This window comes from Sulfurimonas lacustris (assembly GCF_059705355.1).
Genome location: NZ_AP046125.1, coordinates 64,782 through 84,504, shown reverse-complemented (window position 1 = coordinate 84,504; position 19,723 = coordinate 64,782). Strand labels below are relative to the sequence as shown.

The following is a 19,723-nucleotide window of genomic DNA, read 5'->3' as shown; positions in this document are numbered from 1 at the left end:
AGATATGAAGATAGAAATAGATGTAGAGCAATTTGCTCGTGATATAAAAGCCGGCAAAAGCATTGGCGGTTCAGATGGAGCATTAGGCTCACTTATAAAACAGCTCACCGAAGCTGCACTTGCAGCTGAGATAGACTCTCATCTCTCTGCTGACCTCCAAAGAAACCGAAAAAATGGCTATAGCTCAAAAACTATGAAAAGTGATCATGGAACTTTCGAGCTTGATGTTCCAAGAGACCGCAACGGCAGCTTTGAGCCTGAAATCGTAAAGAAGAATCAAACTAGTATGACGAGTGAAATCGAAGAGAAGATTCTTTCACTGTTTGCACTTGGCAACAGCTATTCTCAGATAGCCAAACATATTGAAGATTTTTACTGCGTAGGCTTCTCTAAAGCCACCATAAGTGCGGTAACCGACAAGATTATTCCTATGCTTCAAGAATGGAAAACAAGACCCTTGGAGGCTGTTTATCCCTTTATTTTTTTAGATGCCATTCACTACAAAGTCAAAGAAGACGGTCGCTATATCTCAAAAGCATTTTACACAGTGCTAGGCGTCAGAGTTGACGGCAAAAAAGAGGTGCTTGGTTTATATCTCAATGAAAGTGAAGGCGCTAAGTTCTGGCTACAGGTACTTACCGACTTGCAAAACCGAGGAATTAAAGATATTCTTATAGCTTCGGTAGATGGTTTAAAAGGCTTTCCAGAAGCCATAAACTCGGTATTTCCAGATACACAAGTGCAACTCTGCATCGTCCATCAAATACGTAACAGCCTCAAGTATGTTGGTTCTGCCAATCAAAAACAATTCGCAAAAGAACTCAAAGACGTTTATCAAGCTTTTACAAAAGAAGAAGCAGAATTTGAGCTTGATAAATTGGAAGAAAAATGGGGTAAAAAATACCCTATCGTTTTTCAATCTTGGAGAAATAAATGGGAGAATTTATCTGTGTACTTTCAGTACCCAGAGGATATACGCAGAGTTATTTACACAACCAATATCATTGAGTCAGTCCATCGTCAATTCAGAACGCTTACAAAAACTAAAGGCGCTTTTCCCAATGATGATAGCTTACTCAAGCTGCTTTATATGGGGATTCAAAATGCCCAAAAAAAGTGGACTATGCCCATTAGAAACTGGAGCTTGACAATCTCTCAATTAGCCATCCACTTTGAGGGACGGCTTGATAACGCTTTAAACTTATGATACAATTTTAGGAATTACTCGATGCTGACACAGAATCTTGAACACTACCTACAAATAAGTTTTTCCAAATCCATTAATATATTCTTTTGGCAAAGGTTCGTTTCTATAATCAAGTAATATCTCTTCATCTTTTTCAATATTTCTAATAGCAATAATATCATTTGTGTCAATATTTATTTTGCAGTTTGGTTTTCTTGAATGGTTTATAAATCCATAAGATGTTCTATCTTTTCTTACTAAAAATTTATCATCTGCTAATGCATTCCATTCACCAAAAAAATTCTTATTATTTAAAAATTCCTTACTAACAATCTCGCCATACAAAGAAAAAAGTTTTTGATCTTTAATAATTTTATTATGCGTAAATAATCCAAATCCATTAAAAGCACTGATATTTAAGAATAAACTATCATTTAAAGACTTGTATTTAATATAACTTTTTGATAAAAAAAAACTATCAATAAAGATATTAAAATAAACTATTTCGATATACCCCAATATATTAATATTAATACATTGATTCTTAGAAACTTGAAATAAAAAAAGTCTTGTATCATTTTTCACTTCTTGTATTCCAATATTTTTGTTACTTAAAACTACAATAACAGTTTGATTAGAATTCTTTAATTTTTCTTCTAATGATTTATCCGAACTATATATTATTAAATCATATTCAATATCTTTGAATAAACTCAAAAATAAATTTATTTTATTCATATCAACTGAATCATCTATTCCTATTAATATTTTTTTATTTTTATTTTGCCCTAAAAAATTAATAAAAAAATTATTTTTATCTATCATTAAATATCAATACTTCTTGTCTCATGCACAAGCATATATGCAACATCAGGGAAATCAACTAATAATTTTTTTTTTGCTTCATCCCAAGAGCTTGAAACAACTTGTGCCATTTTAGTTTCAGCTTTATAATAATCCAAATTCGGTTCATCCTTAAAACCAAAGTCTTCCATACCTGACTTATAATAATAGAGTTCTACAAAATATTTTTTTCTCACTTTTTCACCTTTGTTCTAATATATAAAACTGCAAAGATTCCAGCAACACCAGCTATTATGACTTCTATTGATATAGTTGCATAATTTAAATAGCTCATATATACAGGGTCTTTTTTTAACGATACATAATCGTTAAATATACCATAAATAGCAAATATCTGGATTAATCCTATTATAGATATACCATAATTCAAATTTCTATTTTTTTTATCTGTCTCGAGTTGAAAATGTTTATTAATATATTCATTTTGAACCTCAAATGTTTTTTCTATAAAACTTATATCTTCTTCCATATGCCACAAAATTTCTATATTAGTGAATTCTTTATAATATTTAGGAAATAAACCTGATTTATATGTCTTATACCCCAAATATTCTTTATGATATAAAATTTTCAATCTATCAAAATCTTTTATTTCTTTTTCATCGAATGAATTTTGATTTGACAAATTTTGTATTCTTTTTTGAAAATAGTTTTTGTAAAATCTTAATAGATAGTAATTTAATTGCAAAAATATAAGCATGCATAAATATTTTTGGCTTACATTCTTTGGTAAGTCTTTAACTACACCATAATTCCATCCAATATGCACAAAAGAATTATCATAATCTTCAGTAATTAAAGCAGAAGTATTTCTCTGTTGGCTATCTTCCTCATAAGAAAATAAATTCAACAAGTTGTCATTCTTATTAAACCCATTAATAAAAATTAATGGATAACTTGAATCAATAGTAAAATTCTTTTCACTTATTAAGGAAGAACTGCTATTTAAAATTTTTTCAATAATTTCATTTATAATATTCATTGACTTAGCTTTTATCGTATTATAATACTCCATACTATCAGTCACCATAAATAAGTTTCTATTATTCATTATTTCTTTTACAAACTCATCACAATTATCAAATGTTAAATTCGTAAAAGTAAATTCAAATAACATAAGAAACTTATGTTTTTCATTTACAATCAAGTTGGTATTAATATTTAATGCATAGTCTTTATATTTTGTATTCAATGGATTAATAAAGTTTTTATACATTTGAGGATTTAAATTTCTTTCTTTTGAAATAGCATCCCTAATATCAATTTCACCATTCACATTCTTTAAATATCCATCTTCACCGTCTAGATTTTCCCATTCATTACTAGAAAATAATTTTGCAGTATTGTTTTCATCTAATTTAAGTATCACTTTTTCAACTAAATCATTATTATGCTGGTCAAATACTACTGGAGATAACAAAACAATCTTAATATTTTTCAATAAACTCTCTCTCTCTTCTGCTAATTAATATGTCTATTAATTATTTTTGTCATTCTAACACAAAAATCAAAAATCATCTTAAGAACTACGTTTACATAGACACAAAACCATCTCGCTAATTCCCATATCCGGCGAGGACATCCTCTCAAACACCCTACCCGTCTATATTTCAAGCACTTCGCCTAAAATAGCGTGTCTCATTTCCTGTCTTTTTTTGATGATTTTTGACGTAAAGTTGAATAATTGTGCTTTTATTGGTAAAAAAATGGCTTGGAATTGATTATCACACAGAAGCAATTTTAGAGAGAGTGGATGGATTTTACCATTCACTAACTCTAAGAGCGTGATACTTATGCAGTTAAACCTTCAAGCTGTTTTCTCACATCAACTTGATCTAGATTTCCAAAGCGTAAGTAGAATCGCTGAGTTGTACTGATATCTTTATGACCCATGCATTCTTTGACTATGTGCATCGAGATACCATTTTGAACGGACAAGCTTGCAAAGGTGTGTCTAGTTTGGTAAAGTCCTTTATAAGCTATACCCAATCTTTGAAGCATTGGTTTGAATTTATGGTCAACTATCGTTCTTGAGTATGTGTACGGCATCCTGCTCTCTAAATTTGGAAATACCCACTCGCAATATGACGACTCTTTGTACTCTAAAAGCTTTTCATGCAATTTTTTTACCATTGGCACACTTCGCGTAGTACCTGTTTTAGTAGTGCTTATTACGCTTCTTGTAATTGAACGCTCTATCGTGATAGTGCCATTTTCAAAGTTGATATCCGACCATTTAAGAGCCATAATCTCGCCAGTTCTTGCACCAGTCAAGAATGCAACATGAGCAAACGCATTGATAAAGCCGTGTTTAGAGCGTTCATGCTTAGAGCAAGATGCGCAATTGTCGCTTAATATCTTCTCTACTTCCTCCTTGGTGTAATAGCCATCATCTTTGACACCACTTTTACTAAATTGAGGTGAAGATCGTTTTAGATGTTGCATGATATTTGAAGATGAATACTCATTTTCATTAGCATAGTCCATCACCCTTTTTACCACATAGTAGTATTTATTGAAACGATTTTGAGAGATGGTAAGTTTACCCATCTCTAGCATCCATGCCTTAATATCTTTGACTTTGACATCATTGATAGGCATCCTCCCAAAGTAAGGCAATACAAACTTTGCCAATATACCTTTATAGTCTCTTGTACTATCAGTTTTTCTGCGATTTATCTCCGCCTCTTCTAGTGCTAAGTGCGCTATATCTTCAAATAGAACTACCTCTTTATTTTCCAAACTTTGAAACAAAGAGTTATAGTGTGCGTATGCTGTTTCAAACTTTCGATTTGAGATAGATTTAAACGATATCGCTGTAGCAGCTATACCCGTTGAGAATCTAAAGCGGTTTCCATCTTTACCCTTCGGCAGTTTTGCCAAAGAGTTTACACGATAATCTAGTTTGATAAAGCCGTTTTCTTCAAACACTCTTGCTGATTTGATAGTTTCCATGATTTCTATGGAGTTCTCACCTACTTCAAGACTCTCATAAGAGACCTTTGGTTTATACGCTTGTGGCGCAGAGTCCATTGTGGTTTTTTGTAAAAATTTCATCTTTATTCTCCTTCCTGAGCCATCTCTTCTGGATACTCGCAAATTTCTAATATATCAATGTAACTGCTAAAATCATAGGCTATCTCTTCGCAGACTGGAGCAGCTTGTCTTAAAGTTGTCAGATCGCTTTGAGTCATTAAAATAGCCGTTCTATCACAGTTCAAATGCTTACATAGCAATTGCACCTGCCCTTCATCATCTGAAAATAGTTGTTCAATAGTCTTCGCTTCGGAGCAAAGTCTTAGAATGACTTCATTAACTGTTATTAAATTCTTATCGTTATACATATTATTGCCTTTATATTTTTTACACGCGGTTCACTAAGAACGCGGGGGGGGGATAAACTATAGATTTTTTTTCCTAATCCAAATATGAAACTACTTCGGGATTGCTGATTTTTTTATGCAATAGTAGTTCTAAATATTCGCTATATTTTGTCGTAGTTTCATATTCCAAATGTTTCAATACTTTTCTGATAAATGCTCTATTTCCTGTAGTGTCTTGCACCATATTTGGTGTAAATTTAGCTGCTTTGGCATGTTTAATTTTTGATACTGTCACTTTGTATTGTCTTAGCAAGAAAGCTAAGGCAGCGTATGAAATATCGAGTCTTACAAACGGTTTTACATCATGAAGTACAGCTCTTAAGATATGTCGCATGCAAAACTCTTTATCAGAGCCTGTTTTACGAATATTCTGTAAGGCTCTTTTATACTTATAGTCAACGCTATCAACAGAAGCTCTCTCGCCTAATCTCTTCAAGTAACCTGCACTTTGACGAAATTTAATAAACTGATTTATATCTCTATGCGGAGCTGTATCATTCGCATTTATCGGGTATCTCTTATAATCGTAATCAAGACTGATAATTCTCTCTTGAGGTATGCTTACGAGGTCGTCTATTGGGTTATACTCATTAATTATCTCTTGAATATTGCTAAGCGTTGTAAAGCTGTACTTCTCAATTTTGGCATCTCTGTAATGCTTCAATATCCATTGCGCCTGCTCATCTTGAGAACCTTGAACTTTGTGCCCAGCTTTTGCCAAGAGAGTGCAAATTGACTCGCCATTCTCCTCATAAATGCCAACTTGACCGCGTGTTTTGATGTTTAAGACTTTATTTGCGACATGCTTTATCTCAATATACTCTGGGTCGTCCCATGATGCATGAGATATCCTGAGCAGTTCTAAAGATGGGAATTTTGACAATCTTGATGCCAATAAAGGGTCAACTCTCTCAAATGAATTGAACTTTTTATATCCATCTTTGAACGCTTCCAAGACTGAACTATAGTTATATTTAGCATTTTGAATATCTAAAGTATCCTCTAAACAAATCATAGCTTCGTCAACTCCGTACAATAAGCCATCTGTTGTAGCGCTGATAATCTTATAGTTATGTCCCTCGTCAATAAGCTCATCCAGAGCTACTATCAGTGATGAGAGAGCAGCTCTAATAAGCCCCGTAGTCAAAGAAGCGTAATATGCATTAGTGATGGCAGATTTTGGTAAGCGCTTTGTAGCACCATCTCTTGTATTATACATTCTGCGCTCGCTTATACCTTGCGATAGCTTCCCATAAAGACTGTTAGAGTAGGTCTTATAGAGCTGTTGCAGTAATTCTTGATCATTCTTCTTGGCATCATTTCTTAAAGTATAAAGTCTAAAAAGATGCTCTCGACACATGTATGCACTGTTCTCATTTTCGTCTGCAAATGGGTAATTATGTATCACTACGGCACTATAGTAAGTTATCTCTGCTTTGAGATAACATGCTAGATGAATCTCAGGCAAAGTTGCTACTGTTCGTCCTTCAAGAGGGTTAATCAATCCAAAACTATCAATCTTTACACAAAGGTTAGGATATTTGCATGAGTCTGGAAACTTAAAATATATGTCAGCCATAGCTATTTGTAAATATTTAGCTTTACCAAACTGGCTTAGCTCTTCTTTAAATTCTTCAATAGACTTCTTGCATAACCTAACATTTTATTCCAAATCCTCGATCTGCGTTAATTAAAGCACATATCAGATTGAAGCGTAAACCAAATCGTTTTCTGCGATTTCGGTACTTTTCTCCAAGTATTTTAAATGTTTTTATTTTAGCATTCACATGCTCAACGCATATGCGAGCAGATGCTTTCATTTTGTTGGAAAGCTTATCTTCTTTTGTAAGAGGATGAAGTTTGGTTTTTTTCTTTGGAATATCACTATTCATATGAAGAGAATTGATTCCAAGATAGCCAGTATCTACTTTTACATTGGTCTCTTTTTTGATTGGCAATCTCGATTGTTTGAACAGCTTAAAATCGTGGATATTATGTACGCTAACAGCGGTACAAATAATGCGTTGATTGCTATCAATCACGATTTGTCCTTTGGCTGTATGTCGCTTTTTCTTTCCACTGTAGCATCTTTGTTGCCTTTTTTTGGGCGTTGAACTGAGCATTCAGTTGCATCGATAACGATATAATCAAGTTCAATTCCTCCATCTTCATATAAGGCTTTTTTACCAGGTAGTGAAAATTTACCTGATTGTATCAATACGCTCTCCATCTCTTGAATCACTCTTGATACTGTCGCTTCACTTACGCCATAGTCAAATGCAATATGTGCCATACTCCTATACTCTCGATAGTATCCCAACATAAGCAATAGCTGGTCTGCAATCGACAAAGTATTTGGTTTCCCGCCTCTGCTCTTTTTGGCTTTATGATACTCTTGGCATACTTCAAGCATCAACCCAAATGTCTCTTTTTTTACCCCTACCAATCGTTTAAAATCAGTCGGTTTCATTTTTTGCAATCGTTCATATTTTTCCATACAAACAAAAAGCAATTTCTGAACCGCTTTTTGGGTTATGCAAGAAGTCTAATCATTGTCTAACCCTTCTAGTGAAATTTTTTGTTTATTTTCTATTGTTTTTTCTATCTTTGAGCCAAAGTTACCTACTTTAAGAAGGTTCATGGCAGTTGGATAAGCGTTCTTGAAATCTATATCTATGTATGTATATCCATCGCTTGCTCCTATATGATAAGAGCTGTTTAAGCCACCTAAATAGCTTCTATCTGCAATGGATTCATATTTTTTATACAGATCATGAAGCCTATCGTATTGCATATTATGTATATCATCATCAAACATCCCCTTACTAAATTGCTTAAAGTCGTTAGTTGTAGCACTGGCAAGAGTTGAAAAGAGTTTGCCCTTGCTGCCGTTTATCTTATTGAGCATACACTGCAGTTTGATAAAGAGCCTTAGTGTCACCTCCGCGTCTCTAATAGCGTACTTTTCAAACAATGCAGGTTCATCTATCATGAATTTGTACATTCTACTTTTGTGGTTACCGATATCTACCTTTTCATACCCTTCGATGAATGATGAAGCTTTCTCAAGAGACTTATATCCATCTGGAAGCAGCAACATTGTGTCTCTAAAATAACTTGAAAATTCAACTTTTTTTCCATTCTTCTCTATGATAGTCGTTCTTAATGGGTATCTACCCGTTATCATGGTCTTGCGAATATAATCAAACTTCATATAAAGCTCTTTACGGTCTTTAAACATAGCCCACTCTGCCGTGAAGAAATGAGCTATATAAATAATTTTCCAATCCTTCATCATTTCCGGTGTTAACCCTATTTCATTTAGAACTTTATGTGTATACTTTGCGAGCGTATATCTCTCTTGTTGGTTGATATCAGGATAAAAGATACCGGATCTAGATATGCCGTCAAAGAGATTATATGTAGCATACTGATATGACAAACATAAGTTAGTATATGCGGTATAATTACTCTGGTACTCAGTATCCATAGCTATCAATAATATTTTTTTCTCTAGCGGGCTAGGGAGGCAGTTCTCCGTCTGGAAATTCAAACCACGGTACGATAATTTTTTCAGCAGTAGCAGCCATGATCTATTCCACCAAATCTAGTGTTGTCTTCATGCGTCTTAGTTCCTCATTCTTAATAGCTACAGCTTTCTCGTTCATAATTAAAAAGGTGAAAATAGCCTCCAGATGTCCTTTGTTAAGCTTAATATAGTTTCTATTTGCAATTTTTTTATCATCAAACTGCTTACCAAGTTCGCCTATGAAAAAGATACAATTATATGCATCTGCTTTCTTAGTCATTTTAACAGCTACACCAGTACCCGCTTTCATCTTGTCCGAACCCTCCCAACCGTTATTGAGAAGCAAGCTGAACACTTCCTTATTACTTAACTCCGCTAAAGTCAACATTGAGTTTTTGTTAATCTTGAATTTTTGCTTAGTAGCAGAGTTTTCGATCACAAAATGTTCTTTGACTTCGGAGGTGTACTTGTCAACTCTGATCTCGTACAAGATTGTGCCGTCATTGTAATTGAGAGTATTTGCGATTGCATCATTAGGCGTTACATTTAATTTTTGTATTTCGGACATTTAAGTCTCCTTTAATTTTTAATTGATTTTAGATTCCATTTCAGAAACCACCTCGGTTGATAAAGCATCTTTACCAACATTTCAAAGAGCTTTAGATTTGAAATTTATAGCTGTAATTTTTTGCTTCAATTATCAAATCCGTGCTGTAATAATAACAGCGTTATTTACCATTGTCAATAGATTTTAAAGCCCTTGGGCACGAGATTTAATAGACATAGATATGAGTACCATTACTACATAGCAACTAGTCGAAGTTGCACTCACGAACTGTTTTGCATTGGTACTGAGTGTAGATATGTGTGCTATAATTTTTTATAAATTTTTTGGAGCATGTATGAAAATTTTTACTCCTGAAGGAACTAAAATTGTCAAAATTGTCAAAAATGAGCTAACTGCGCAGGAGATATGGAAAGATCTAGTTGATAAAAAAGCAGCTGAAATGAGATATTTTTGTCCTTCTTGCAGGACATTATTTGATTCGCATGACTGCCATATAATTAAACGAGGCATGAATAGTCAAGTGTACTTCTGTATGGCATGCAAGAAAGAATTTATACCTGATGATTATGCAGAGCAAGGAAAGAATGGGCTACATTATAAGCTATGCAGCGGTGGCAATGAAGATGCAATTAATACGTTTATTAAAGAAGCGGTGCTTGAGCTTGGGAGACAAGGATTTTCAGTTGAAGAGATATATTCAATTACACACTTCTCTCGTGAGAAAATATACAACATTATACGCGAGATAAAGCCATCCGTTGAGACTTATAGCATTAAAGAGTTCTTTATGAGCAAACTTGAAGCCACTAGATATGATTATGAGCAGTTACTAGCGATTATGAAGAAGCATAAAAAAAATGATGCTGATAAAAAATTAGTAAAAGGTTTCCTTGATAAGGCTATAAACTTAGGCTGCAACTATGATGCAATCTCTATTTTATTTGGCATGAGCAAGAGAGACATAGCAACTGCCATAAGAATATTTGAGCAAGAATCAACATCAGATAAACTCATAGAACTTTGTACCAGACGCAAAACACAAATCATAAAGATAAAGCCAAAGAGGTCTTCGCCAGTCACATAGTAATTTTTTTTTGCCAGTCGAATGAGAATCTATTCCCCCCGCGTTCTTAGTGAACCATAGAGCAAAAATATTTCATAGCTTGAAACTATATATTATAACCTTGATACCAAATATCAAGGAGGCTCTCATGAGCAAATTAATACCACAACCATTGTTGTCTGCGATACCAGACCTATACTCTACCGAGAATTCTAAAGATCCCATCTGTCATGTCAAACTTTTCACCCCTGACTCATCTTGGAGTTGGTACATAACTGAAATTTCTAAGAGCGATAATGATACTTGCTTTGGATATGTAGTTGGTTTGGAGAGAGAACTTGGCTATTTCAGTCTAAGCGAAATTGAAAGCGTGAGAGGTCGTTTAGGCTTAGAAGTCGAGAGGGATTTATATTTTACCCCTACTCTGCTATCTAAAGTAAAAAAGAACTTAACCGCGCACTAACTATTCCTAGCATAACTCCCTATTGTAAAAATCTCCAAGAGTGTTTTGAAGGATAGTTCTCTCAAAATATTATTTAAACAATTCAACCATATATTATAAATTCGAGTTCAACATAAAGAGGCATTTATGCAGCAAGTTTTCATCAAATTTGTTGCGATATCTATAGCGCTTCTTAGTGCAACTACTACAATATAAAAGGATTTCACAAGATGAAAGAGTTGCTTAAATTAGCGAATGACGACTATCAAAAAAGAGGTGGAGCGTATCCTAAGTCCTATGTACCAGATAGTATAGAGGTAAATGTTGGTGAAGCGACAACAACAGTAGAATTTGATTTCAAGAATACAAACCATAGTGAAGCTTTAGCGTGGTATGAAAAATCCAAAGAGAGCAAAATTATCAATAAGTATAAAAAGAATTATGACATTACAGTTGCAACTTCACAGGATGGAACTTTTGAGGATGATTGGCAGAAGCTTACCGTATCACTTCGTAAAAAAGGTTCTACGCAACAAGCCGCAGTTTCTGATGAAGCCGACACTCAAAAAAGTGATGATACAGGCTTCGTTTACACTTACATTCTCTCTACACCAGAGCAACGAAAGGCTATCGACCTCACTCAATATAAAACCCAGCTACAACATGTTATTACACAATTTTTTGCAGAGAGGCTGTTATCTGTTGAGTTTCAAGCCCATAGCTATACACTTCATCTAAGAGATGCGTATAAAGTAGCAGATAAAAGACGCTTAGGAAGATTGATATCTGAGAATACTGACTTAAAGCAGTATGTCCGTAAAATCTCATACAACAACTCTCAAGATACATCAGGGCAGCTTTTTAGACTTATGAAAGTAGCTGATAATGGATAAGCATGCTGTATGTTTTATCATAAAATGTATCTCTGTTGCAGTTATTGCTGTAGTTATCAAACAAACCAACGAACTTCAAAAGCATTCACAATGATTCCTATACTCTCAACTAAAGATATAGAGTTTGTAAGGGATGAAGTTCTAAGGGCAGGTTTAAAAGCGGAGTTTAAGAGACTGCCTGATGATTATCTCTATCCAACCTACGGATATTTTATAGTTATAGAATCCATTGAAGAACTGCAGAAGCCTATCAAACTTCAAAACTCTGCAATCTCTCAGATACCAGAGCCGCTTAGTGATTATGTGGAGATGATTGAGGAGTTTGAGGGATACTCTCAAGTTGTCTGTATATTGGAAGCGGATTTTGGGGTTAGTTTGTTTGTTAGTGAGAAACTCGCCACCAAAGCAGAGCTTGAAACACTCTTTGAGATTTAAGTCTCAATGGGTGGGACGGGTACTTTTTTTTACTCTCGACATATTATTTCAATTTATCCGCATATCAAACCAACAAGCGTTAAAAGAATAATGTTATAATATGACAAATAAAAAGAGGAGGTTTGACAATGCAGACTATCCGAATTGACAATCCTGAAGCAGAGAAATTTATAGCTTCAAGATATGGAAATGACACTAACAGTTTGGTTGATGACTTTATAAAATTTATAAAGCTTTCGCTAGATGACGGCTATCCTTCCATCTCAAAAGAAGAAGCAAAAAGCAGAGTTGCAAAATCTCTTCAAGATGTAAGAAATGGTAATGCCATACTTCTAACTCAAGAAGAGTACGATAAAGAGATAGATGAATTTATGAAGACTCTGTAGATGACAATTGTTAGAAAAATGGAGTATTTAGATTCACTTAAAAGTATATTGCTCTATATCTCAAAAGACAGTAAGAGCAGAGCTTTAAATTTCAAAAGCCAGATAGATAACAAAATTAACAATTTGGCGAACTTCCCATATAAATTCCGACCTTCTACCCATAACGAAGATGAAAATGTTAGAGATATGATTTTTAAAGGTTATACGATTATCTATTTGGTAGAACTGGATAAAGATAGAATTTCAATACTTGATATTTTTAAATGGGTTGATAAGTAATTTTATTGAGGCAAGGATGTCTCCAAGCTTCTATGCGTTTCTGCGCCTAGCTAAGCATTAAAAAGTCAAAAAAAAAGACCCGTTTTAGACTTGCTTGTACTGCAAAAAACCACGCTCCAGTCGGCGTTCTATGCAGGTTTAGGGCTTCTCAAGAGAGACTTGAAAACCGGCGAGGGTTATACCTCCCAGAGTTCGAATCTCTGAGGGTCCACCATATTTTTACACAACCACTTTAAACACGATACTTTCAGACATTTTTCATAATTAATACTTATATCAATAACTTTATTCTATCTATTTACTTTTTCAATATTTTTTTACTTTTAGAACAATTTTAGTCGCAGTTTGATCTCTATAAAAATGTAATAATTCGATGAGAGCGCTGTTTGAGATTTTGGGCAACTCGCCGGTCTAGTTTGTCGGGTTATTGAGTTTTTGACCTGTTTTGGTCGCAAGTTTAATGTGGAAGAATTGGATTATTTGAACTATAATGATTCTTTACTGATATTTTTAGAATATAATTGCCTGTTTCGTTTATAAAGTATGTTATAACCCTAAAACCGCCGCTTTTACCTGTAGGTACGCTTGAATTTGGAATTCTTATTTTATAGCAGTTATTAAATAGATGTTAGTTTTTTTAAGGAGCAAAAGTAACTTAAAAAGATACAATCATTTTTAAATTGCACAAAGATATAAAAAAACGGCACTCTATGGAACCTGAATTAATCGTCAAATCTATCATGGGGTTGATTGCGTTATTGGCGCTTTTGATCTTTCTTCTTTTTTATAATCCAAATAAAAGCAAAAAAAAAGCTCTAAGTCATGTGAAGCATGTGGAAGAGATAAAAAGCTCCAAAGAGGTTGAGGAGACCAACTTTAAAGTTCTTATAGCGATGGTAAAAAGCAAAAAATCAGATGCAAAAAAGCTTGAGTATGCACTTGGTATGATTTTAAAACATCACGGTAAAGTGCATAAAAAGATGGGTTTACGACCACATCCAGAGTTTATGATTTATGAAGATATTATTTTTACTCTCTGTAGACATCCGCATACCAACAAAGATTTAATCATCGATTTTGATAGAGAGCTTCTTAAGCTTAACCCAGAGTATAAACAAGAGATTAACGATGCCATGACCAAAGGGTTAAACTCCAGAGGCATCTAAAATTCCAGTAGCTCTGTCACTTTTCCTTGTACTGTGTGGATATCTCTGGCTTTGAGCTCTTCCAAATTTTCCATATCCACAACACCTACGGCTATAACGGCAATGCCTACCGTGTCTGTGATGAGCCGCAATGCTGAGAGTGACTGGGTATTTTGTGTCAAAAAGTAGCTGCTCTCGCCTTTGATATATGCAGGACGCAAATCTTGCAAGTATTGATAGTCACTGCTCTCGCCGATAAACTCAAATACGCCGATATCGATACCATACTTTCTAAAGAGTGCGATGTAGTCCCTTATGAGTTTTGAGTCTTGATGTACCAATCTATCTGGTAGTTCAATGATGATTTTAAACGGAAGCGCGGAGACATTGGCACGTAAAAGTTCACTTAGCTCATCATAGGTTTTTGGGTCTTCAAGGTACTCGTGCGGTAGTCTTAGAGCATAGGTAGAAGCGCTAAGCATTGTGTTTGAGCGTTTAAAGAGCATGGAGACGACTTTTTGGTAGATACTTACACTCAAGCCTGCTTGAATCGCAGGAGCCATAAACTGGGCATAGCTGTAAGAGGTGTTTTTGTCCAAATCAAGATGGATGCTTAGTACACGATGGGAGAGTTTTTTCATCTTTGTATCTATAACGCTCCATGAGACAAAATGAAATCTGTTTTTCTCTAAAGCATTGTTGATAATGAGCTTCCATGCCTCTTTACCCATCACTTCTACCGCACCGTCTGCTTTTTCTATATGGATATTTTTGTGGTTAAATTTTGCTTGGGCAAGAGCGTTGTCTGAGCGGGCAAAGAGTTCTGGGATGCTGTTGGTATGTTTGTACTCATAAAGCCCTATAGAGGCAAAAGTCTCTTGCACATCAAGCTCTGAAGCTTCGATGGCAACTTTGCAGGCTTGTTGTATGCGCTCTGCCAACTCTAGGGCGTTATCGCCGGAGCACTCAGGCAGAAGGAGTGAGAACTCTGTTCCGTTGAGCCTTGCGACAATCGCATCCTTGTTCGCTTTTGTCTGCTCCCTAAAAATAGTTGCAATAGCGGCAAAAAGTTTGTTCACTCTGTGTCTGCCAATTTTTTCGTTTGCTTCTATAATGCCGCTAAGTGCGACAATCATATTTACACCGCCTTCATAAGATGAGTCCACTTTGAGGTATGAGGGGAGTTTGTCAAGAAGATATTTTCTGTTTCTTAGCTGTGTATCTTTGTCGATGTACTCAAGCTCTTTGAGCGCTTTTAACTCTTCGTTTCCTTTGTCAAACATCGCTTTTACTTTAGAAACCATGTTGTTCATACCAAGGACGACGTCTTTAAACTCCTTTGTGTAAGGGAGATTGTCTTGAATGATAAACTCATTTCTGATGATGGCGGCTGCCTGTTTTTGCACCTCTTTGAGTGGTTTTAGGATGGCATGAAGCAGAAGATGTAAGATACCCAGAGCAGCGGTAGCGATAAGCGCAAAAGAGGCAAGCAGGTCGATGAGAATAGCGTAAAGCTGTTTGTAGGCATAAGTCGCATCACTTTGAACATTAAGGATACCGACTTGACGCCATCCTGCCGAAACATTTGCATGTGCCACGGGAGCTTCTAGGTTAGTTAGCAAGACAAACCACTTTGGAACCCCACTCAAATCACTCTCTGTTTTTCTATCGTAAATGATTTTGTCATCAATATCAACAAGGGTAATGTGACGATAATTTCCGCTGTCAAAATTTGCATTTATCATCGTGGACATCATGGAGATATCGCCATTGGCACTTCCAAGCGATAGACTAAGAGAAGTTGCCGTGTTTTTGGCATCATCATAGAGGCGCTCTTGCACTCCTTTGTTGGCATTTTGAAAGTTCAACACAAGAACGGTTGTTAATATAATAAGTAAAAAGAGTGATAGCATCAAAGCAATCTGTTTAAAGAGTGTCATATTTTTTTCCTTTGCATGTTGAGCTTTAGCTCATCCCATTTTTTGTGTGATTTCTCATTGTTTTTTCCTACTTCATCTAGTACATCGCCGTTGAAGTTGTAAATCGGCGTTAGGTCTGTTCTTTGTGAGGCCGGAAATATTTTTCGGTTATTGTTATCTAAAATAAGCGGTTCGCTCTTTGGTGTCTCAAAGTAGGTTAAAACCATGTGCGGTTCTTTAAACTGCGTAGAGCGTACATAGGTAAAAAAGAGTTTTTTATAATCAACACTGAGGTATTTGAGGGCAAAATATTTGCTAATCACATAGTCCTCGCAATCTCCCATATCATTACCTAAAAATTCCCACGGTGTCGCCCAATAATCTTTTTGTCCATACACTTTCATATCTGAGCCGTAGCGCACTTCATTGAAAAAATTATTGACGGCTTCTAGCTTCTCTAAGTCGCTCTTCTCTTTGACGCCATCGAGTGTTTCTTGAAGAAAAAAGAACCTTTTTTTTGCAAAAACCTTATGTTTCTCGGCTATTGCATCAAGTAGCTCTTTGTTAGCGTAAGGCTCACTTGATGAGGTTGCGCTTGCAAAAAATAGTGCTGAGAGTATAAGTACTTTTAATGGAAACATGGAGTGATTATAGCAAAAAACTCGACCCTTTTATTGCTGTCTTTTGTTGAAGCCAGATGTTCCTTTTTTGTTTGGAGCATGGGTGTCGTTGGTGTATGGTTTGAGGTAGGGTGGGACAACTCTTCCTTGAAGTTTCATCATATCTTGGAGCATCGTTTTTGCAACAAACTCTGGAGAGAGTTTTTTGATCTCGCAAAGATAGGTAAAGAGGAGCTCCCCCAACCTTTGAAGCGAAATCTGCCATGTTGCGTCCGTTTGTGCATACATCCAGATACCAAAATCGTAGAAGTTTTCAAAGACGCTTTCATCTTGCCAGATAAGTTTTACGCTCTCTTTGAAGTTGCCGCTGTTGTAGGTTAAATCCCAAAATCTTGAAAACCGTTTCATAACTCCAATCTCTTCAAATGAGAGCTTAGAAGTCTGCAAAACATCATAAGGAGGGATGTCGCTATAAACCATCCCATGCTCTATGTCGTGGCGGTTTATAGTAGTTCCAGAGAGTTTTTTGAGGATACCGATTTGTATCTCGCAACTGCTTAGGCTTACTAACTCATCAAGGTTTTTACCAAAACTCTCCAGTGTCTCCCCTGGTAGTCCGACGATGAGGTCAAGATGGATATGTGCATGCGTCTCATTTTCTAAAAAGCAGATATTTTCTTTGATTTTGTCTAGCTGGAGCGGTCTTGAGATGTTTGCGGCAATCTCTGGGTTGAGTGTTTGAATCCCTATCTCAAGCTGGAGTGCGCCCTCGCCAAAGAGTTTCATCTTCGCTTTAAGCGACTCTGGAAAATGGTCCGGCACAACCTCAAAATGGGCAAAATAGGGAGTCGGTTTTGCTAAAAAAAAGTCAAGCAGTCTGTTGGCGGTTTTGATGTTAAGGTTGAAAGTTCTATCTATAAACTTGAAGTTTCTCGCTCCTCGTTGCCAAAGAAGCTCAAACTCCTCTAAGAGTGTATCAAGGTCAAATGCCCTTACACGCTCATCCATAGAAGAGAGACAAAATTCGCACTCAAAAGGGCATCCACGTGACGCTTCGACATAAATATAGCGGTTTTTGATATCGTCGTCTGTGTAGTAGCGATAGGGAAGTGCTATATTTTTGAGCGAGGGCATGCTCATTTTGATGATTCTCTCTTTTGGCGCATTTAAAGAGAGGATGTTTTTGCAAAGTTCGTAAAAAGCTTCATCTCCCTCGCCTTGAATGATAAAATCTGCCGCATCAAGATTGACACGAAAAGGCTCATGTGAAACTTCAGGACCGCCTAGAACTACAACTGTTTGCGGTGCAACTTTTTTGATGATGTGTATAAGTTCATAAACTTGCGAGACATTCCAGATATAGACCCCGATACCGATGATTTGGGGTTTGTGTTGCAGCAGTTTTTGCGCTATGCTCTGCACTGCATCATTGATGCTAAACTCGGCAATCATCGCATCTTGTTGCAACTCTTGCAAATTTGCATAAAGATAGCGCAAGGCGATGGAAGTATGTGTAAATCTTGAGTTGAGCGTTGTGAGGATGATTTTTTTCATAAGGGAAGTTTAACATATTATCCAAGCCAAAAAGGGGGAACGGCTGGATAATTAAAATAATTTATAGGTTATAAATCTCTCCTATGAAAGGGGTTGAACATAATCGAGATGTGTAATGATAAGCATTCTTAGTTAATGTTGGGTAAATAGTGCAAAGTTTTTGACTATTTTATGACAATATCTATTTTTTCATATACTCTTGCACCATGTTATCAAGTTGCTGGAAAAGGGTGTCGGAAGCTTGCTCCATTGCGCTAAAGTTTTTAGAGATAATTTTTGGATTATCTCCTTTTAAAACTGCTCCATTTTTGATGAATTCGAGATTTTTCAAAACGGCATCGTGCACGGCTGCATGGACGCTATCCATCTCTTTGAAACTCTTCATGTGTCCAAATTTTTCGCTTCCAACGCCTGCGTACCACTTACCCATTCGGCAATTTTTATGGTCAACAAAATGCTTATCAGCATGTGAGTTGAGTATGGCAGAGTATGCGCTTGATTTGAAAATGATGTGATCCACCTTGACGAGAGTTGTAAAGAGACGGTTGTTGATGGACGAAGCAACTTCTGATGATTTTTCCGCATAGGAGTTGAGTTCGGAGAATGTCTGCTGGAACTCATGGATAACGTTGCTTGACTCTTGGGCGATGTCTGAGATGCTATCAGAGCTTGTGCGCATCTCGCTTGCTTCTTGCTGGAGTGATTTGATGTTAATCTCTATCTCATGCGTTGCTTTTTGGGTACGCTCTGCAAGTTTGCGTACCTCATCAGCAACTACGGCAAATCCTCGTCCATGCTCTCCTGCGCGCGCCGCTTCGATAGCAGCATTGAGGGCGAGAAGGTTTGTTTGGTCTGCTATGTCTTTGATAAGATTGACAACATTGGAGATTTCACGTGAGCGCTCTTCAAGATGGATAATCACTTCATGTGAATCAGAGATGGATTCTAGTAGCGTGGAGAGTTTTTGACTTATGGCATCAACATCATTTAGACTTTGTGAGGAGAGGTCGGCTGTTTTTTGAGAAAAACGTGAAATTTCATCTGAGCCATTTTGTGAGATAACGATGTCTTTTTGAATGACCCCAAGCCCTCCACTCACTCCGCCACCAAGATGTGAAAGCTCATCCGAGAGAGCGCTTTTGATACGTGTTTCATACCCCATGGCGATGGAAGAGATAGCAAGTTGAAGCCTTTGGGATGTTGTGCGAAAGATACCATGCAGACCCTGCGGGTTCGTGCTTCTGTATGTTTTGCCATTTGCCGCACTCTCTATGGATGTCTGTACATCACGCATAAACGCCTCAAACTGATCAAGCGCATCGTTGATACTCCATGCAAATGCCGCCTCTTTTGAGTTGTCATTTGGTATGCCTGTTATGCGTCCGCTTAGTTTTCCATCTGCTGCATCTTTGAGCACTTTGATAATCTCATCATGCATCTGCTCATGTCTTTTTTTG

Annotated in this window: 21 protein-coding genes and 1 pseudogene; 8 read left to right on the top strand and 14 right to left on the bottom strand. The window is 36.2% G+C overall.

Translation table 11 applies throughout. The features are described from left to right. Nucleotides 1-4: 4 nt before the first annotated feature. Nucleotides 5-1,207, top strand: coding sequence for an IS256 family transposase (locus tag AC6H4V_RS00425; RefSeq protein WP_497607026.1), 1,203 nt, complete (start codon nucleotides 5-7; stop codon nucleotides 1,205-1,207). 48 nt (nucleotides 1,208-1,255) lie between these two features. On the opposite strand, the gene AC6H4V_RS00420 is transcribed toward AC6H4V_RS00425, so the two are convergent. The 9 genes from AC6H4V_RS00420 to AC6H4V_RS00380 form a co-directional block, all read right to left on the bottom strand. After that, complete coding sequence (locus AC6H4V_RS00420) at nucleotides 1,256-2,011, bottom strand: SET domain-containing protein-lysine N-methyltransferase (protein ID WP_497607055.1); 756 nt, start codon at nucleotides 2,009-2,011, stop codon at nucleotides 1,256-1,258. After that, complete coding sequence (locus AC6H4V_RS00415) at nucleotides 2,011-2,226, bottom strand: hypothetical protein (RefSeq protein ID WP_497607054.1); 216 nt, start codon at nucleotides 2,224-2,226, stop codon at nucleotides 2,011-2,013. The genes AC6H4V_RS00420 and AC6H4V_RS00415 overlap by 1 nt, the downstream gene beginning before the upstream one ends. Beyond that, the gene (locus AC6H4V_RS00410; protein WP_497607053.1) at nucleotides 2,223-3,491 is read right to left on the bottom strand and encodes a hypothetical protein; all 1,269 of its coding nucleotides are present in this window, start codon (nucleotides 3,489-3,491) and stop codon (nucleotides 2,223-2,225) included. Before AC6H4V_RS00410 ends, AC6H4V_RS00415 begins: the two co-directional genes overlap by 4 nt. 350 nt (nucleotides 3,492-3,841) lie before the next feature. Beyond that, complete coding sequence (locus tag AC6H4V_RS00405) at nucleotides 3,842-5,107, bottom strand: tyrosine-type recombinase/integrase (RefSeq protein ID WP_497607052.1); 1,266 nt, start codon at nucleotides 5,105-5,107, stop codon at nucleotides 3,842-3,844. Nucleotides 5,108-5,109: 2 nt separating this feature from the next. Beyond that, the gene (locus AC6H4V_RS00400; RefSeq protein ID WP_497607051.1) at nucleotides 5,110-5,394 is read right to left on the bottom strand and encodes a hypothetical protein; all 285 of its coding nucleotides are present in this window, start codon (nucleotides 5,392-5,394) and stop codon (nucleotides 5,110-5,112) included. 73 nt (nucleotides 5,395-5,467) lie between these two features. Next, the gene (locus AC6H4V_RS00395) at nucleotides 5,468-7,012 is read right to left on the bottom strand and encodes a hypothetical protein (RefSeq protein WP_497607050.1); all 1,545 of its coding nucleotides are present in this window, start codon (nucleotides 7,010-7,012) and stop codon (nucleotides 5,468-5,470) included. A 76-nt stretch (nucleotides 7,013-7,088) separates the two neighbouring features. After that, nucleotides 7,089-7,930 (bottom strand): IS5 family transposase gene (locus AC6H4V_RS00390; RefSeq protein ID WP_497606173.1). Its coding sequence is split into 2 segments (ribosomal slippage): nucleotides 7,089-7,531 and nucleotides 7,531-7,930, totalling 843 coding nucleotides; the frame shifts between segments, so codons are not numbered across the junction. A 48-nt stretch (nucleotides 7,931-7,978) separates the two neighbouring features. Then, nucleotides 7,979-8,674: a hypothetical protein gene (locus tag AC6H4V_RS00385; RefSeq protein WP_497607049.1), complete on the bottom strand. Its 696-nt coding sequence runs from the start codon at nucleotides 8,672-8,674 to the stop codon at nucleotides 7,979-7,981. A gap of 352 nt (nucleotides 8,675-9,026) precedes the next feature. Further along, nucleotides 9,027-9,530: a hypothetical protein gene (locus tag AC6H4V_RS00380; protein WP_497607048.1), complete on the bottom strand. Its 504-nt coding sequence runs from the start codon at nucleotides 9,528-9,530 to the stop codon at nucleotides 9,027-9,029. A gap of 334 nt (nucleotides 9,531-9,864) precedes the next feature. Here AC6H4V_RS00380 and AC6H4V_RS00375 point away from each other — a divergent pair, with 334 nt between their 5' ends. From AC6H4V_RS00375 to AC6H4V_RS00345, 7 genes are all read left to right on the top strand, one after another. Next, complete coding sequence (locus AC6H4V_RS00375) at nucleotides 9,865-10,614, top strand: hypothetical protein (RefSeq protein WP_497607047.1); 750 nt, start codon at nucleotides 9,865-9,867, stop codon at nucleotides 10,612-10,614. A gap of 127 nt (nucleotides 10,615-10,741) precedes the next feature. Then, on the top strand, nucleotides 10,742-11,056 hold the full coding sequence (locus tag AC6H4V_RS00370) for a DUF2958 domain-containing protein (RefSeq protein WP_497607046.1): 315 nt from the start codon (nucleotides 10,742-10,744) through the stop codon (nucleotides 11,054-11,056). A gap of 209 nt (nucleotides 11,057-11,265) precedes the next feature. Next, nucleotides 11,266-11,928, top strand: a complete 663-nt coding sequence (locus AC6H4V_RS00365; protein WP_497607045.1) for a hypothetical protein — start codon at nucleotides 11,266-11,268, stop codon at nucleotides 11,926-11,928. A 90-nt stretch (nucleotides 11,929-12,018) separates the two neighbouring features. Next, complete coding sequence (locus AC6H4V_RS00360) at nucleotides 12,019-12,363, top strand: hypothetical protein (protein WP_497607044.1); 345 nt, start codon at nucleotides 12,019-12,021, stop codon at nucleotides 12,361-12,363. Between the two features lie 128 nt (nucleotides 12,364-12,491). Further along, nucleotides 12,492-12,749, top strand: coding sequence for a hypothetical protein (locus AC6H4V_RS00355; RefSeq protein ID WP_497607043.1), 258 nt, complete (start codon nucleotides 12,492-12,494; stop codon nucleotides 12,747-12,749). Beyond that, nucleotides 12,750-13,028, top strand: a complete 279-nt coding sequence (locus AC6H4V_RS00350; protein WP_497607042.1) for a type II toxin-antitoxin system RelE/ParE family toxin — start codon at nucleotides 12,750-12,752, stop codon at nucleotides 13,026-13,028. 710 nt (nucleotides 13,029-13,738) lie between these two features. Continuing rightward, complete coding sequence (locus AC6H4V_RS00345) at nucleotides 13,739-14,194, top strand: hypothetical protein (RefSeq protein ID WP_428728732.1); 456 nt, start codon at nucleotides 13,739-13,741, stop codon at nucleotides 14,192-14,194. Here AC6H4V_RS00345 and AC6H4V_RS00340 read toward each other — a convergent pair. The 5 genes and pseudogenes from AC6H4V_RS00340 to AC6H4V_RS00320 form a co-directional block, all read right to left on the bottom strand. Then, nucleotides 14,191-16,113 carry a LapD/MoxY N-terminal periplasmic domain-containing protein gene (locus tag AC6H4V_RS00340; RefSeq protein ID WP_497607041.1) on the bottom strand — a complete coding sequence of 641 codons (1,923 nt, stop codon included), beginning with the start codon at nucleotides 16,111-16,113 and terminating at the stop codon, nucleotides 14,191-14,193. The two genes, AC6H4V_RS00345 and AC6H4V_RS00340, sit on opposite strands and share 4 nt — an antisense overlap. Then, nucleotides 16,110-16,733, bottom strand: a complete 624-nt coding sequence (locus AC6H4V_RS00335) for a transglutaminase-like cysteine peptidase (RefSeq protein ID WP_497607040.1) — start codon at nucleotides 16,731-16,733, stop codon at nucleotides 16,110-16,112. The genes AC6H4V_RS00340 and AC6H4V_RS00335 overlap by 4 nt, the downstream gene beginning before the upstream one ends. A 30-nt stretch (nucleotides 16,734-16,763) precedes the next feature. Next, entirely contained in the window at nucleotides 16,764-18,266 is a 1,503-nt protein-coding gene (locus tag AC6H4V_RS00330; RefSeq protein WP_497607039.1) for a B12-binding domain-containing radical SAM protein, read from the bottom strand. 181 nt (nucleotides 18,267-18,447) lie between these two features. Then, nucleotides 18,448-18,786 carry a CZB domain-containing protein gene (locus tag AC6H4V_RS00325; protein ID WP_497607938.1) on the bottom strand — a complete coding sequence of 113 codons (339 nt, stop codon included), beginning with the start codon at nucleotides 18,784-18,786 and terminating at the stop codon, nucleotides 18,448-18,450. Nucleotides 18,787-18,870: 84 nt separating this feature from the next. Then, nucleotides 18,871-19,428: pseudogene (locus AC6H4V_RS00320) on the bottom strand (methyl-accepting chemotaxis protein); the annotation flags it as partial. Nucleotides 19,429-19,723 lie beyond the last annotated feature (295 nt).

Bases quoted from the DNA above. Each gene is read 5' to 3' on its own strand.
- AC6H4V_RS00380 (WP_497607048.1), bottom strand. From the start codon at position 9,530: ATGTCCGAAATACAAAAATTAAATGTAACGCCTAATGATGCAATCGCA.
- AC6H4V_RS00425 (WP_497607026.1), top strand. From the start codon at position 5: ATGAAGATAGAAATAGATGTAGAGCAATTTGCTCGTGATATAAAAGCC.
- AC6H4V_RS00385 (WP_497607049.1), bottom strand. From the start codon at position 8,674: ATGTTTAAAGACCGTAAAGAGCTTTATATGAAGTTTGATTATATTCGC.
- AC6H4V_RS00370 (WP_497607046.1), top strand. From the start codon at position 10,742: ATGAGCAAATTAATACCACAACCATTGTTGTCTGCGATACCAGACCTA.
- AC6H4V_RS00355 (WP_497607043.1), top strand. From the start codon at position 12,492: ATGCAGACTATCCGAATTGACAATCCTGAAGCAGAGAAATTTATAGCT.
- AC6H4V_RS00335 (WP_497607040.1), bottom strand. From the start codon at position 16,733: ATGTTTCCATTAAAAGTACTTATACTCTCAGCACTATTTTTTGCAAGC.
- AC6H4V_RS00360 (WP_497607044.1), top strand. From the start codon at position 12,019: ATGATTCCTATACTCTCAACTAAAGATATAGAGTTTGTAAGGGATGAA.
- AC6H4V_RS00395 (WP_497607050.1), bottom strand. From the start codon at position 7,012: ATGGCTGACATATATTTTAAGTTTCCAGACTCATGCAAATATCCTAAC.
- AC6H4V_RS00330 (WP_497607039.1), bottom strand. From the start codon at position 18,266: ATGAAAAAAATCATCCTCACAACGCTCAACTCAAGATTTACACATACT.
- AC6H4V_RS00345 (WP_428728732.1), top strand. From the start codon at position 13,739: ATGGAACCTGAATTAATCGTCAAATCTATCATGGGGTTGATTGCGTTA.
- AC6H4V_RS00405 (WP_497607052.1), bottom strand. From the start codon at position 5,107: ATGAAATTTTTACAAAAAACCACAATGGACTCTGCGCCACAAGCGTAT.
- AC6H4V_RS00400 (WP_497607051.1), bottom strand. From the start codon at position 5,394: ATGTATAACGATAAGAATTTAATAACAGTTAATGAAGTCATTCTAAGA.
- AC6H4V_RS00365 (WP_497607045.1), top strand. From the start codon at position 11,266: ATGAAAGAGTTGCTTAAATTAGCGAATGACGACTATCAAAAAAGAGGT.
- AC6H4V_RS00420 (WP_497607055.1), bottom strand. From the start codon at position 2,011: ATGATAGATAAAAATAATTTTTTTATTAATTTTTTAGGGCAAAATAAA.
- AC6H4V_RS00350 (WP_497607042.1), top strand. From the start codon at position 12,750: ATGACAATTGTTAGAAAAATGGAGTATTTAGATTCACTTAAAAGTATA.
- AC6H4V_RS00375 (WP_497607047.1), top strand. From the start codon at position 9,865: ATGAAAATTTTTACTCCTGAAGGAACTAAAATTGTCAAAATTGTCAAA.
- AC6H4V_RS00340 (WP_497607041.1), bottom strand. From the start codon at position 16,113: ATGACACTCTTTAAACAGATTGCTTTGATGCTATCACTCTTTTTACTT.